The organism is Ureibacillus endophyticus (assembly GCF_003628435.1).
Lineage (GTDB): Bacteria > Bacillota > Bacilli > Bacillales_A > Planococcaceae > Ureibacillus > Ureibacillus endophyticus.
In genome coordinates this window covers 34,839-50,407 of sequence record NZ_RBZN01000015.1, presented here as the reverse complement: position 1 = coordinate 50,407, position 15,569 = coordinate 34,839, and the positions used below count along the sequence as shown (strand labels likewise).

Annotated in this window: 11 protein-coding genes; 10 read left to right on the top strand and 1 reads right to left on the bottom strand. The window is 36.9% G+C overall.

Annotation, left to right across the window (positions count from 1 at the left end; all coding sequences use genetic code 11):
• Positions 1-124 precede the first annotated feature (124 nt).
• From D8M03_RS08115 to D8M03_RS08105, 3 genes are read left to right on the top strand one after another with little or no spacing between them, the layout of a single operon-like run.
• Complete coding sequence (locus D8M03_RS08115) at positions 125-1,150, top strand: methionine ABC transporter ATP-binding protein (protein ID WP_121214265.1); 1,026 nt, start codon at positions 125-127, stop codon at positions 1,148-1,150.
• A complete protein-coding gene (locus tag D8M03_RS08110; protein WP_121214264.1) occupies positions 1,143-1,811 on the top strand; it encodes a methionine ABC transporter permease in 669 nt (222 codons plus the stop codon). The genes D8M03_RS08115 and D8M03_RS08110 overlap by 8 nt, the downstream gene beginning before the upstream one ends.
• 57 nt (positions 1,812-1,868) lie before the next feature.
• Positions 1,869-2,741, top strand: coding sequence for a MetQ/NlpA family ABC transporter substrate-binding protein (locus tag D8M03_RS08105; RefSeq protein ID WP_121214263.1), 873 nt, complete (start codon positions 1,869-1,871; stop codon positions 2,739-2,741).
• A gap of 189 nt (positions 2,742-2,930) precedes the next feature.
• Here D8M03_RS08105 and gltC read toward each other — a convergent pair whose 3' ends face one another.
• Positions 2,931-3,845 (bottom strand): glutamate biosynthesis transcriptional regulator GltC, encoded by a 915-nt coding sequence (gene gltC / locus D8M03_RS08100; protein ID WP_121214287.1) that lies wholly within the window; start codon positions 3,843-3,845, stop codon positions 2,931-2,933.
• A gap of 119 nt (positions 3,846-3,964) precedes the next feature.
• Between gltC and gltB the strand changes: the two genes are divergently transcribed.
• The 7 genes from gltB (at position 3,965) to sufB (ending at position 15,521) form a co-directional block, all read left to right on the top strand.
• Entirely contained in the window at positions 3,965-8,488 is a 4,524-nt protein-coding gene (gene gltB, locus D8M03_RS08095; protein ID WP_121214262.1) for a glutamate synthase large subunit, read from the top strand.
• Positions 8,489-8,500: 12 nt separating this feature from the next.
• Positions 8,501-9,979, top strand: coding sequence for a glutamate synthase subunit beta (locus D8M03_RS08090; RefSeq protein WP_121214261.1), 1,479 nt, complete (start codon positions 8,501-8,503; stop codon positions 9,977-9,979).
• 370 nt (positions 9,980-10,349) lie between these two features.
• Positions 10,350-11,126 (top strand): Fe-S cluster assembly ATPase SufC, encoded by a 777-nt coding sequence (sufC, locus tag D8M03_RS08085; protein WP_121214260.1) that lies wholly within the window; start codon positions 10,350-10,352, stop codon positions 11,124-11,126.
• 18 nt (positions 11,127-11,144) lie between these two features.
• Positions 11,145-12,452, top strand: a complete 1,308-nt coding sequence (gene sufD / locus D8M03_RS08080; protein WP_121214259.1) for a Fe-S cluster assembly protein SufD — start codon at positions 11,145-11,147, stop codon at positions 12,450-12,452.
• Entirely contained in the window at positions 12,452-13,675 is a 1,224-nt protein-coding gene (locus tag D8M03_RS08075; RefSeq protein ID WP_121214258.1) for a cysteine desulfurase, read from the top strand. The genes sufD and D8M03_RS08075 overlap by 1 nt, the downstream gene beginning before the upstream one ends.
• Positions 13,665-14,102 (top strand): Fe-S cluster assembly sulfur transfer protein SufU, encoded by a 438-nt coding sequence (gene sufU, locus D8M03_RS08070; protein ID WP_121214257.1) that lies wholly within the window; start codon positions 13,665-13,667, stop codon positions 14,100-14,102. Before D8M03_RS08075 ends, sufU begins: the two co-directional genes overlap by 11 nt.
• A 21-nt stretch (positions 14,103-14,123) precedes the next feature.
• On the top strand, positions 14,124-15,521 hold the full coding sequence (sufB, locus tag D8M03_RS08065; RefSeq protein WP_121214256.1) for a Fe-S cluster assembly protein SufB: 1,398 nt from the start codon (positions 14,124-14,126) through the stop codon (positions 15,519-15,521).
• The last annotated feature ends 48 nt before the right edge of the window (positions 15,522-15,569 follow it).

The following is a 15,569-nucleotide window of genomic DNA, read 5'->3' as shown; positions in this document are numbered from 1 at the left end:
AACGGTTCGTATAAATATTAAATAAATTGCGAAACCCCTTCTACTTATCTTGTAGATGGGGTTTTATTAGTAATAATTACCTAATTACATATTGTCTATGGCAGCGAAATAAAGGAGAATTTTTATGATCGAATTAAAAGACATCTCGAAAATATACAAATCAAAAAATGGTGAGATCACTGCTGTCAAAAATGTAAATTTATCAATTAATAAAGGTGAAATTTTCGGAATTATCGGATATAGTGGCGCTGGAAAAAGTACAATGATTCGCTTACTTAATGGCCTTGAGAAACCATCGAACGGAACAGTTACAGTCAATGGTAAGCAAATTTCCTCTATATCAGGAAACGAACTGCGAAATGCTCGCCAAAAAATTAGTATGATATTCCAACATTTTAACTTACTTTGGTCTCGTACAGTCGCGGAGAATATCGCATTCCCGCTAGAAATTGCAGGTGTATCAAAAACTGAGCGAAGTAAACGTGTGAAGGAACTGATTGATCTAGTTGGTCTTTCAGGAAGAGAAAATGCGTATCCTTCTCAGTTATCTGGTGGTCAAAAGCAACGTGTAGGCATTGCCCGCGCATTAGCGAACAATCCTGAAGTATTACTTTGTGACGAAGCAACAAGTGCACTAGATCCTGAAACGACTGATTCCATTTTAGAACTATTGCTTGATATTAATAAACGTTTAGGTTTAACCATTGTTCTCATTACCCACGAAATGCACGTAATTCGGAAAATTTGTAACCGTGTTGCGGTAATGGAAGCTGGACAAGTAGTTGAACAAGGAGACGTTCTACGAGTGTTCCAAAACCCACAAGCAGAAATAACGAAGAACTTCGTAATGCAAGTTTCTGGAACAAAGGAATCGAAAGAATCAATTGAACAAATTTTAGCAAACTATCCTACAGGTAAGATTGTAAAATTAACGTTTATCGGAAATAAAACTGAACAGCCGATTATTTCACAGCTCATTAAAGAGTTTGGCGTAGAAGTAAATATTGTTCACGGAAACATTTCACAAACGACAGGTGGCCCATATGGAACATTAATAGTTCAAATCGATGGAGACTCTACCAAAGTGAAACAAGCATTAGAGCTATTAGATCAGCAAGAAGTACAAACGGAGGTGATTGATCATGCTTAGTGGATTCTTTCCGAATGTACGATGGGACAAATTGTGGGAAGCTACATATGACACATTGTACATGACAGTCATCTCTACAGGAGCTACGTTTGTTTTGGGTTTAGCTATTGGGATTCTTTTATTTTTAACGAGTCCTCACCAAATTTGGGCGAATAAAATAGCGAACTTTATTACGGGTTCTTTAGTAAATATTTTCCGTTCAATTCCATTTATTGTGTTGATTATTTTATTAATCCCGTTCACAAAATTTTTATTAGGGACAATTCGTGGAGTAAATGCGGCATTACCAGCATTAATTATCGGTGCTGCGCCATTCTATGCACGAATGGTTTTAATTGCTTTACGTGAAATTGATAAAGGTGTAATTGAAGCTGCTCGATCAATGGGAGCAAAAACTTCAACTATCATATGGAAAGTACTTATCCCAGAATCAATGCCTGCACTATTATCTGGTATTACTGTTACAGCTGTTACATTAGTAGGTTATACAGCGATGGCAGGTATTATCGGCGCTGGGGGATTAGGGAACTTAGCGTTTATCGACGGTTTCCAACGTAGCCGTGATGATGTAACTCTTATGGCTACAATTGTCATTCTTATTATTGTATTTGTAATTCAGTTTATTGGAGATTTGATTACTTCAATAACTGATAAGCGTTAATTAGGTGCTCACGGTGAATCCGTTGACATAAAGAAAAATAAAAAGGAGAAATACAAGATGAAGAAGTTATTATCGTTCTTATTCTTAGCAGTATTCGTATTAGCGTTAGCAGCTTGTGGCTCTAAAGAAGACGAAAAAGCTACAGAAAGTAAAGCAACAGATGAAGGTACAGAAGAAACAACTACAAATTCAGAAAAAGTTACGTTAAAAGTAGGGGCTTCTAACGGTTTACATGATATTATTCTAGAACAAGCTAAACCAATTTTAGCTGAAGAAGGTATCGAATTAGAAATCGAACCATACCAAGACTATGTAATGCCAAACCAAGATTTAGATTCTGGTGAATTAGATGCAAACTATTTCCAACACATTCCTTACTTAGAAACTGAAATTGCACAAAAAGGTTATGACTTTGTAAATGCTGGTGGAATTCATATTGAACCAATCGGTATCTATTCTCAAAAATATAAATCTTTAGATGAACTTCCAGATGGCGCAACAATCATTATTTCTAACTCTGTTTCTGACCAAGGTCGTATTTTATCACTTTTAGAAACTCAAGGATTAATTAAATTAAAAGACGGTATCGATAAAACAGCTGCAACTGTAGATGATATCGTTGAAAATCCTAAAAACTTAGAAATCGATGCTAACTCTGCTCCAGAAATGTTAGTAACTTATTATGAAGAAGGCGAAGGCGATGCAGTAGTTATTAACTCTAACTTCGCTATCGACGCTGGTATTAACCCAGTTGAAGATTCAATCGCTATCGAAGGATCTGAATCTCCATACGTAAACGTAATTGCTGTTCGTGCTGAAGATAAAGACAACGCAGCAATCAAACGTCTTGTAGAAGTATTACGCACTGACGAAATCCAAAACTTCATCCTTAACGAGTGGGGCGGCGCAGTAGTACCTGTAAATGAATAAAGGTGGCGTCTGAAAAGACATTTTGAGACGACACCTTTGCGACGAGGATGATGACATCTTGATGTGATCACCGCAGGAGCAATACTTTTCAGCAATACTGTAGAGGGCTGTACAGAAAATCTATCTGTACAGCCCTCTTTTTAATGGGTGTTATATTCTGAATTAACCCCAAATAAAAAACTACCCGGTTTAAACCGAGTAGCCATTAAATTGATTGATCCGAGAGAAGAAGGTGCTGACGAAATCTAAGAATACTTTTTCAGATGGTCCTAATTCTCGATTTGTTGGATAAATCACTCCGACTGTACGCGTGATAGACGGATTTTCAATTTTCATTTTCACTGTTAGACGTGGTGTAATATCAGATAAAGAACTTTCCGGAAGTAATGTAATCCCAATTCCGGCTGCAACTAGCCCTTTTAATGCATCCATATCTTCCCCTTCTGATGTAACGTTCGGAACAAAACCTGCAGATTTACATGCATCCACTGCTACTTTATTTAAAATATAACCTTCAGGGAATAACACGAAATTTTCCTTCCGTAAATCAGCTAAATTTAATACTTCTTTTTCAGTTAACGGATGAGATGCAGGAAGTAATGCATGAATCTTTTCGCTAAAGAGAATCATGGTATTAATGCTCTCGTCCTTATTCGGGACAGGCCCTAAAAATGCTAAATTTAAATCGCGATTTTTTACGGCATCAATTAAATATCGATAAGATCCTTGGCGTAAATGAAATGAAACGTCTGGATATTCTTTTTTAAAGGTTGAAATAACGGTTGGGAGTACGTAACTTGCTAAGCTTGTAGGGAAACCAACTTTAATTGTCCCTCTTGCAGGATCTAAATATTCTTCCACTTGTTTGGCTGCAAAATCAATTGCCTTCAGTGCGGTAACACAATGTTCCAAAAACAACTTACCTATAGGTGTTAATTTTACATTACGTCCAATCCTCTCAAAAAGTGGAGTACCAAGCTCTTCCTCTAGGTTTGCGATTTGTCGACTGACTGCTGACTGTGCTACATGGAGATGTTCGGCTGCTTCTGAAATATGTTCACGTTCTGCGACCTCAACAAAGTACCTCAATTGGCGTAGTTCCAACATTTTCACCCCGTTTATCTATTTATTAGATTAATTCCATCCAATCTATATATTGTTTATATTATTTCAAAAGACGTAGAATGTAAATAAGATAAATAAGAAGTTTTGGAGGGATTTACATGAGTTTTCACCAACTACCGGATGCACAAGGTCTTTATTCACCAAGTTTTGAACATGATGCTTGTGGAATTGGTTTTTACGCAAATATTAAGGGACGCCCTTCACATAACATTGTAAAAAATGGTTTAGAAATGTTATGTCGCCTGGAACACCGTGCTGGACGTGGTGGCGATGGTAAAACAGGTGATGGCGCCGGCTTGATGGTTCAAATTCCAGATGCATTTTTTAGATTAAAATGTCCGGAGCTAGAACTACCAGCAAAAGGGGACTATGGAGTAGGTCAATTCTTTTTCTCTGAAAATGTAGAAGAGAGAGAAGCCATTGAGCAAAGAATTAATGAATTGATTGAAAGTGAAGGTCAAGTTTTAATTGGCTGGAGAACAGCACCTACGAATAAAAAACTTCTAAGTGATATTGCAAAATCTACTGCACCAGTAGTTCGTCAAGTCTTTATTAAAAAGAATGAAAATATCGAAAATTCTTTAGACTTTGAACGAAAATTATACTTAATCCGCAAACAAGCAGAATTTTGGGCGAAACAAAATAATTATAAATTCTATTGTCCTAGTTTGTCTAGTCAAACAATGGTATTTAAAGGTTTATTAACTCCGGAAGAAGTTAGTGAATTTTACGTTGATTTACAAGATGACAGCTTCATTTCTGCCTTTTCAATTGTACACTCACGATATTCGACAAATACATTCCCAAGTTGGGAAAGAGCACATCCAAACCGTTACATTGTTCATAACGGAGAAATCAATACATTGCGCGGAAACATTAACTGGATGACTGCTCGTGAACAACAATTTGTTTCAGAAGCTTTCGGTGAAGATTTACAAAAATTATTGCCGATAATCGATCATTCAGGATCAGATTCATCTATGTTAGATAATGCTTTTGAATTTTTTGTTCTTGCAGGTAGAACACCAGCGCATACAGCAATGATGTTAATCCCAGAACCATGGACAGAGAATCCACACATTTCAAAAGAGAAAAAGGCATTTTACTCCTATCATGCAAGTTTAATGGAGCCTTGGGATGGTCCTACTGCAGTATGTTTCACAGATGGTAAACAAATTGGTTCTATCTTAGACCGAAACGGCTTACGACCAGCCCGTTACTATGTGACAAAAGATGATATGATCGTTTTTTCTTCTGAAGTGGGCGTTGTGGATATTGAAGAAGAAGAAGTACTTTATAAAGAACGATTAAGTCCAGGTCGAATGTTATTAATCGATTTAGAACAAGGGAAAATTATTTCCGATGAAGAGCTAAAAAGTACAATGGCAGCTGCAGAGCCTTATGCAGAATGGTTAGAAGAAAATTTAGTAACGTTAGAAGAAACTGAAGAAGCACCAAAAAAATTAGACCAACTGACTTTACGTCAAAAAACGTTTGGTTACACATATGAAGACCTTCATAAATATATTGTTCCAATTGCAAGTAGTGGGAAAGATCCAATTGGTTCGATGGGTACGGATACACCATTAGCTGTATTATCTGATCGACCACAATCATTATTTAATTACTTTAAGCAATTATTTGCCCAAGTAACAAACCCACCAATTGATTCAATTCGTGAACACATTGTTACCTCAACAATGACACTTTTAGGAGCTGAAGGTAATCTTCTACATCCAAATGCAGAAAATGCAAGACGAATTTTCTTAGAAACACCGATTTTAACAAACGATGAATTACAACAATTAGTTACTTTGAAAAATAATCATTTCAAATCTACTACTCTAACACTAGAGTTCAAACAGTCATTAAAAGATGAACTAGATCGCTTATTTAAAGAAGCAGAAGCGGCAATCGATCAAGGAGTATCATTACTTATTTTATCTGATGAATTACAAGATATTTCAACACCAACGATTCCAGTTCTACTTGCAGTAAGTGGTTTACATCAACATTTAATTCGTGTAGGTAAACGTACTAAAGTAAGTCTTATCGTAAATAGTGGTGAGGCTCGTGAGGTACATCATTTTGCTTCATTAATTGGATTTGGAGCAGATGCAATTAATCCTTACTTAGCGTATGCATCAGTGGAAGAAGCGATTGAGTCAGGACATATTACAATTAGCTATCAAGATGCTGTGAAGAAATATCGTAAAGGTATTGCTGAAGGCGTAGTAAAAGTAATGTCAAAAATGGGTATTTCAACGGTTCAATCTTATCGTGGTGCTCAAATCTTTGAAGCAGTGGGTATTAGTAAAGATGTGATTGATCAATATTTCACAGGTACTGCTTCACAAATTGATGGTATTAATTTAGAAACGATTGGCGAAGAGGCAAAACGTAGACATGAGGCAGCATTCACTCAAAATTCTCAATATTTAGAATCTGGTAGTGAACATCAATGGCGTGCAAATGGCGAGCATCATGCCTTTAACCCAAAAACAATCCATACATTACAAACAGCAACACGTAAAAATGATTATGGAATTTACCGTATGTATGCGGAAATGGCAAATGAAGAACGTATTGGTTTCTTACGTAATCTCTTTGAATTTAAAACAACGAATTCAATTCCTTTAGAAGAAGTTGAATCAGTGGATAGCATTGTGAAACGTTTCAAAACAGGTGCGATGTCATTTGGTTCAATTTCAAAAGAAGCTCATGAAACTTTAGCTATCGCAATGAATCGCTTAGGTGGACGCTCAAACTCTGGTGAAGGTGGAGAACATTCATCTCGTTATGAAGTTGATGCAAACGGTGATAACAGAAATAGTGCAATTAAACAAATTGCATCAGGTCGTTTCGGAGTAAAATCTCACTATCTAGTAAATGCACAAGAGCTTCAAATTAAAATGGCTCAAGGTGCTAAACCTGGTGAAGGTGGTCAGTTACCTGGAAATAAAGTATATCCATGGGTAGCAGAAGTTCGTGGTTCAACGCCAGGTGTTGGATTAATTTCACCACCACCACACCATGATATTTATTCAATTGAGGACTTAGCAGAGTTAATCTATGACTTAAAGAATGCGAACCGTCATGCAAGAATCTCTGTAAAACTAGTTGCAAAAGCTGGTGTAGGAACAATTGCAGCAGGTGTTGCAAAAGGTGGAGCAGATGTAATTGTTATCTCTGGTTATGATGGAGGTACTGGTGCATCACCAAAAACTTCTATTAAACATACAGGTTTACCATGGGAGCTAGGATTAGCAGAGGCGCATCAAACGTTAATGTTAAACGGCCTTCGTGAGCGCGTTACTTTAGAAACAGATGGAAAGCTTATGACAGGGAAAGATGTTGTGATGGCTGCATTACTAGGGGCAGAAGAATTTGGTTTTGCAACAGCGCCATTAATTGTTCTTGGCTGTATCATGATGCGTGCTTGTCACTTAGACACTTGTCCGGTCGGAGTAGCAACTCAAAATCCAGAATTACGTGCAAAATTCATGGGTAATGCTGATCATATCGTAAACTTCATGCGCTTTATTGCAGAAGAGATGCGTGAATATATGGCGAAATTAGGATTCCGAACTGTTGATGAAATGGTAGGTCGTACGGATGTACTTCAGGTGAGTGACCGAGCGAAATCTCACTGGAAAGCAAGTCAATTGAATCTTTCGTCATTACTTTATCAAGTAGAAGGGGTTCGTACAAAACAACGTCCTCAAGATCTACAAATTGAAGAAACGTTTGACTTAAGTGTACTACTACCAAAAGTGGAAAATAGTATTCGAGATAAAGAGCGAATCGAACTAGAATATGAAATTAAAAATACAGATCGTGTAATGGGTACAATTATCGGAAGTGAAATTTCGAAAAAGTACGGTGAAAAAGGTCTTAAAGATGAAACAATTACGTTGAAATTTACAGGTCATGCTGGCCAAAGTTTCGGTGCATTTGCTCCACGTGGTTTAACTCTATCTTGTGTGGGTGATGTGAATGACTACTTTGGTAAAGGCTTATCAGGTGGTAAGTTAGTTGCCATTGCACCAATTAAAGGTGAACAAGAGAAAAACGTAATTGCAGGGAACGTTTGTCTATATGGTGCGACAAGTGGTACTGCTTATATTAATGGTCGTGCAGGAGACCGATTTGCTGTAAGAAACAGTGGTGCAAACATTGTGGTTGAAGGTATCGGAGACCACGGTTGTGAATACATGACAGGCGGACGCGTAGTCATTCTTGGTGATGCGGGTAAAAACTTTGCAGCAGGTATGAGTGGCGGTATCGCGTATGTGTTACCAACAGATGAAAATGAATTTAAAGAAAACTGTAATACAGAAATGGTTGAATTCGAGCAATTAAGCGATAAATCAGAAATTGAAGCTGTTCGTTCTATGATTATCAAGCATTTAGAACATACAGAAAGCTCACTAGCATTAGACATTTTAGCGAAATGGGATTCATTTGTTCCGAAATTTATTAAAGTGGTTCCAACAGATTACAAAGTAATGTTAGAGAAGATTGAATATCATAAATTCCAAGGTCTAGAAGAAAGCGAAGCAGCAATGCAAGCATTTGTTGACCAAACGAGTGGTAAAGAACTTGCCATTACAAATAGATAGGGGGGAAAAGTAGTGGGAAAACCAACTGGATTTATGGAGTACAAAAGAGAAAAGGTTAAAGAATTACCGGCGAAAGACCGTATTTCATCTTGGAATGAATATGCAACAAGATTATCTGATGAATCATTGCAAACTCAAGGTGCTCGTTGTATGGATTGTGGCACACCATTCTGTCACATGGGTGTAGAAATCAGAGGAGCAGCAGCAGGTTGTCCAATCCAAAACGTAATCCCTGAGTGGAACGATTTAGTTTATAAAGGACATTGGAAGGAAGCGTTAGATCGTCTTCACATGACGAATAACTTCCCAGAATTCACAGGGCGCGTTTGTCCAGCGCCTTGTGAAGGTTCTTGTACTTTAGGTATTAATGAACCAGCTGTGGCAATCAAATCAATCGAACGTTCAATTATCGATAAAGGGTTTGAAAATGATTGGATTACGCCAAGAGTTCCTCAATCACGTACTGGGAAAAAAATTGCAGTTGTTGGTTCAGGTCCTGCTGGTTTAGCAGCTGCCGATCAATTAAACCAATTAGGTCACAGTGTAACAGTTTACGAACGTCATGATCGTCTTGGTGGATTATTAATGTATGGTATTCCAAATATGAAGCTTGAAAAAAGTGTAATTGATCGTCGTATTAATTTACTTCGTCAAGAAGGAATTGACTTTGTCGTAAATACGGAGATTGGTAAAGATATTACTGCAGAAGAATTGAAGGCACAATACGATGCAGTTATTTTATGTATCGGTGCTCAAAAACAACGCGTTCTTCATTTAGAAGGCAGTGAATCAAAGGGTATCCATTTAGCGATGGATTATTTAACTGGTGTTACACAAAGTTTACTAGATTCAAATTTCGAAGATAAAACAGCTATCGATGTTAAAGGGAAAGATGTAATCGTAATTGGTGGTGGTGACACTGGTGCTGACTGTGTAGCAACAGCTCTTCGTCAACAAGCACGCTCAGTTCATCAATTTGGTAAACACCCTGAATTACCAAAAGTGCGTGAAGATGACCGTCCTTGGCCACAAGATCCAAATATCTTTAAATTAGATTATGCATATGAAGAAGCAGCAGCGATTACAGGTAAGGACCCAAGAGAATATTGTATCCAAACGAAAAAAATTGTAGCAGACAAAGATGGTAATGTTAAAGAACTGCATACAATTCAAATGGAGAAAATATTAGGTGATGATGGTTTCCATTACTTTAAAGAACTACCTGGCACAGAAAAAGTTTGGCCAGCTCAAGCTGTTTTTGTGGCAATCGGGTTTGAAGGAGTGGAAAAATCACTTCCAGAACAATTTGGTGTGAAACTATCTAACAATAGAATTCAAGCATCAATTAAAGATTTTGAAACGAATGTTCCGGGTGTATTTGCTGCAGGCGATGCGCGTCGTGGCCAAAGTTTAGTTGTATGGGCTATTAAAGAAGGTCGTGCAGTTGCTGCAAGTGTTCATGAATTTTTATCAACAAACGTAACGGTTTAATAATAAACGGTTTTCAAGTTGAATTCTCAATTTGAAAACCGTTTTTGTTTTTATGTATAGGATTCTATTTAATAGAAGAAAATTAGTACAGGATTCTTGAGATACGGTATGAATTAACATCATAACCATAGTGAAATAGTTTCTCAATTAGATTTTATTTATTGAAAATGAATTTTACAAAACTATCGTAGCATTATTTTTCTTATATATAATAAAAATATACAAAATCTCAATATCTAAGCGCTTTCAACTGAAAAATATTGTTTGCGGGATAAATGTTTTGCATGGTATGATGTTTTCGGTTAAGATTAGAATGATAATAAATTAGAAATGGTTCCACCATTCAATGCACAATTACGGAGGTTATACAATGTCAACTTTAGTTATCAAAGATCTTCATGTTTCAATTGAAGATAAGGAGATTTTAAAAGGTCTGAACCTTACAATTAACACTAATGAAATCCATGCAATCATGGGTCCTAACGGTACGGGTAAATCAACGTTAGCTTCTGCGATCATGGGTCATCCTAAATATGAAGTTACTCAAGGTACAATTGAAATAGATGGTCAAAACGTGCTTGAAATGGAAGTTGATGAGCGTGCAAAAGCTGGTCTTTTCTTAGCGATGCAATATCCATCAGAAATTTCAGGTGTTACAAATGCAGATTTCATTCGCTCAGCAATTAATGCTCGTCGCGAAGAAGGTAATGAAATTTCTTTAATGAAATTCATCCGTGAATTAGACAAAACAATGGATTTCCTTGAAATGGACCAAGATATGGCTCAACGTTACTTAAACGAAGGTTTCTCTGGTGGGGAAAAGAAACGTAACGAAATCCTACAATTAATGATGATTAAACCAACATTTGCAATCCTAGATGAAATCGACTCTGGTTTAGATATCGATGCATTAAAAGTTGTTGCAAAAGGTATTAACGAAATGCGCGGTGAAGGATTCGGATGTATCGCAATCACTCACTATCAACGTTTATTAAACTACATCACTCCAGACCATGTACACGTTATGATGCAAGGTAAAGTAGTAAAATCTGGTGGTCCAGAACTTGCACAACGTTTAGAGGCTGAAGGTTACGACTGGATTAAAAAAGAGTTAGGTATCGAAGACGAAACAGTAGAACAAGCATAATCGAGGAGGACGAAACAGATGACGGTTGAAACAAAATTGGCGTTATCAGCGGAGGAAGTAAGCTCGTTCTCACAAAGCAATAATGAACCAACATGGTTTGCTAACTTACGTGCTACTGCAATTGAAAAAGCGGCTGAACTACCAATGCCAAAACCTGATAAAACAAATATTACAAAATGGAACTTCATTGAATTTCCAGCACACACTGTTGAAAGTGAAGCATTTAATTCATTAGATGAACTTCCAGCAGAAATTAAAGAAATTATTGATATTGAAGGTCAAGAAAACCTTTATATTCAACGTAATAACACACCTGCTTTCTTGAAAGTTTCAGAAGAATTACAATCACAAGGTGTTATTTTCACTGATATTTTAACAGCTGTTCGTGAACATGGTGATTTAGTTCAAAAATACTTTATGACAGAAGCAGTTAAAGTGGATGAACATAAATTATCTGCTTACCATGCAGCACTTGTTAATGGTGGGGTATTCGTTTACGTACCCAAAAATGTTGTAGTGGAAAAACCATTACAAGTTGTATTCATTAACGATAATGAAGAAGCTTCGTTATTTAACCACGTATTAGTTGTTGCTGACAGTAATTCTTCTGTTACATATGTAGAAACTTATGTATCAACTGTTGAGCAATCTAAAGGTCAAGCGAACTTAATCGAAGAAGTGGTTGCATTAGACAATGCCCAAGTAACATTTGGAGCAGTGGATGTATTAGCAAAAGGATTCACAACATATGTTAACCGCCGTGCTCACCTTAAACGTGATGCGAAAATTGAATGGGCATTAGGTTTAATGAATGATTCAGATACAATTTCAGAAAACATTACTCATTTAGTTGGAGATGGCTCTTTAGCTAATTCGAAAACTGTAGTAGTTGGTCGTGGAGAACAAAAACAAAACTTCACAACTGAAATTCGTCACTGGGGTAAAAACTCTGAAGGCTTTATCTTAAAGCATGGTGTTATGAAAGAATCTGCTCAAACGATTTTCAATGGAATTGGTAAAATCGAACATGGAGCAACAAAAGCAAATGCAGAACAAGAATCACGTGTATTAATGTTATCTGAAAATGCTCGTGGTGATGCAAACCCAATGCTATTAATCGATGAAGATGATGTAATGGCAGGACATGCAGCTTCAGTAGGACGCGTTGACCCAGTTCAACTTTACTATTTAATGAGCCGCGGTATCTCAAAAGCCGAAGCTGAGCGTTTAATTATTCATGGTTTCCTTGCGCCAGTTGTTAACAACATTCCAATTGAGAGTGTTCAAGCACAATTGACAAAGGTGATTGAAGGGAAAGTTCGCTAATGAATGAAATCCGAAAACAATTTCCAATTCTAGATCAAGAGGTAAACGGGCATCCACTCGTTTACCTTGATAGTGCTGCAACATCCCAAAAACCCAAACAAGTTTTAGATGTAGTTAGAAAATATTACGATTTAGATAATTCCAACGTACATCGTGGTGTACATACTTTAGGAAATCGCGCGACAGATTCTTATGAAGGTGCACGTGAAAAGATTCGTAAGTTTATTAATGCAACTTCAACAGAAGAAATTATCTATACACGAGGCACGACAACTTCACTAAATACAGTTGCTTCAGGTTACGGAAGACAAAATGTCCAAGAAGGCGATGAAATTGTTATTTCGTACATGGAACATCATTCGAATTTAATTCCATGGCAGCAACTTGCAAAAGAAAAAGGTGCCGTATTAAAATACTTCGATCTTGAAGAAGATGGTACGATTACGTTAGATACAGTTCGTGCAACAATTACGGATAAAACGAAAATCGTTGCAATTACAATGGCATCAAACGTACTTGGAACAATCAATCCAATTAAAGAAATTGCACAAATTGCCCACGAGCATGGTGCAATTATCGTAGTGGATGCTGCTCAAGCTGCACCACATATGCCAATTGATGTTCAAGATTTAGATGTAGATTTCTTAGGATTCTCAGGACATAAAATGTGCGGACCTACTGGAATTGGTGCTCTATATGGTAAAAAAGCACTTTTAGAAAATATGGAACCAATCGAATATGGCGGAGAAATGATTGACTTTGTAGACTTATATGATTCTACATGGAAAGAGTTACCGTGGAAATTCGAAGGTGGTACGCCAAACATTGCTGGAGCTATTGGGTTAGGTGCTGCAATTGACTTCTTAACTGAAATTGGATTAGAAAAAATTGCAGAGCATGAACACGAATTAGTAGCATATGCAATTACTGAGATGGAAAAGATCGAAGGACTAACAATATACGGTCCAAAAGATCCAATGAAACGTTGTGGTTTAATAACATTTAATTTAGAAGGTGTACATCCACACGACTTAGCAACAGTATTAGATATGAATGGGATTGCCATTCGTGCAGGTCATCATTGTGCTCAACCGCTTATGAAATGGCTAAAAGTTTCTGCAACAGCACGTGCAAGCTTCTATATGTACAATTCCAAAGAGGATATCGATGCGCTTGTGAAAGGATTACGCCAAGCGAAGGAGTATTTTAACGATGTCTACTAATAATCTAGATCAACTATATCGTTCTGTTATTATGGATCATTATAAAAAACCTCGTAACAAAGGTGCTTTAGAAGAAAATAGCGTAACGATTGATATGAATAACCCTACATGTGGTGACCGTATCCACTTAACTTTAAAAATAAATGATGGTATTGTAGAAGATGCGAAATTTGACGGTGAAGGTTGTTCAATTTCAATGTCTTCTGCGTCTATGATGACAGAGGTCATTAAAGGGAAAAAATTAGATGAAGCACTTGAACTAGCTGATATTTTTTCGAAAATGATGCTTGGTGAAGATTATTCCGATAAATATGATTTAGGGGATGTGGAAGCACTACAAGGTGTTTCAAAGTTCCCAGCTCGAATCAAATGTGCAACACTCGCTTGGAAAGCAATGGAAAAGGGCGTTAAAAACGAAGCAAAATAGTTCTGAACGGAGGAGAAAATAATGGCCAAACAAATGCCAGATATCGGCGATTACAAATACGGCTTCCATGACAAGGACGTTTCAGTTTTCCGTTCAAAACGTGGATTAACTGAAGAAATCGTTCGTGAAATTTCAAAAATGAAAAATGAACCTGAGTGGATGTTAGATTATCGTCTAAAAGCGTTAGAGATTTTCTATACGAAACCAATGCCACAATGGGGTGGAGATCTTTCTGCTTTAAACTTCGATGAAATTACTTATTATGTAAAACCATCTGAAGCAACTCAAAAATCTTGGGATGAAGTACCTGATGAAATTAAAGCAACATTTGATAAATTAGGTATTCCAGAAGCAGAACAAAAATATTTAGCTGGTGTATCAGCTCAATACGAATCTGAAGTTGTTTACCACAATATGAAAAAAGACTTAGAAGAACTAGGTATTGTGTTCAAAGATACAGATTCTGCTTTACGTGAAAATGAAGATATCTTTAAACAATATTGGGGTACAGTAATCCCATCTTCTGATAACAAATTCGCAGCTCTTAACTCAGCTGTATGGTCAGGTGGATCATTCATTTACGTACCACCAGGTGTAAAAGTTGAAACACCATTACAAGCATATTTCCGAATCAACTCAGAAAACATGGGTCAATTCGAACGTACTTTAATTATTGTTGATGAAGGGGCACACGTACACTATGTTGAAGGTTGTACAGCGCCTGTTTACACAACAAACTCTCTTCACTCAGCAGTAGTTGAAATCATTGTTAAGAAAAATGCATATTGCCGTTATACAACAATTCAAAACTGGGCAAATAACGTTTACAACCTAGTTACAAAACGTACAGTTGTTGAAGAAAACGGTACTATGGAATGGATTGATGGTAACATCGGTTCAAAATTAACAATGAAATACCCAGCATGTATCCTTAAAGGTGAAGGTGCACGAGGTATGACACTTTCAATTGCAATTGCAGGGAAAGGTCAACACCAAGATGCTGGTGCGAAAATGATTCACTTAGCACCAAATACATCTTCTACAATCGTGTCAAAATCCATCTCTAAACAAGGTGGTAAAGTAACTTACCGTGGTATTGTTCGCTTTGGTAAAAAAGCAACAGGTGCACGTTCAAACATTGAATGTGATACATTAATTTTAGATAACCAATCAACATCTGATACAATTCCATACAACGAAATCCTAAATGACAACGTTTCTTTAGAACACGAAGCAAAAGTTTCAAAAGTATCTGAAGAGCAATTATTCTACTTAATGTCACGTGGTATTTCTGAGCAAGAAGCAACAGAAATGATCGTAATGGGATTCATTGAACCATTCACTAAAGAATTACCAATGGAATACGCAGTAGAAATGAACCGCCTAATCAAGTTCGAAATGGAAGGTTCAATAGGATAAATAGGAAAGAGATCGAGTGCTTTTGTGCTCGGTCTTTTTTTATTGAGA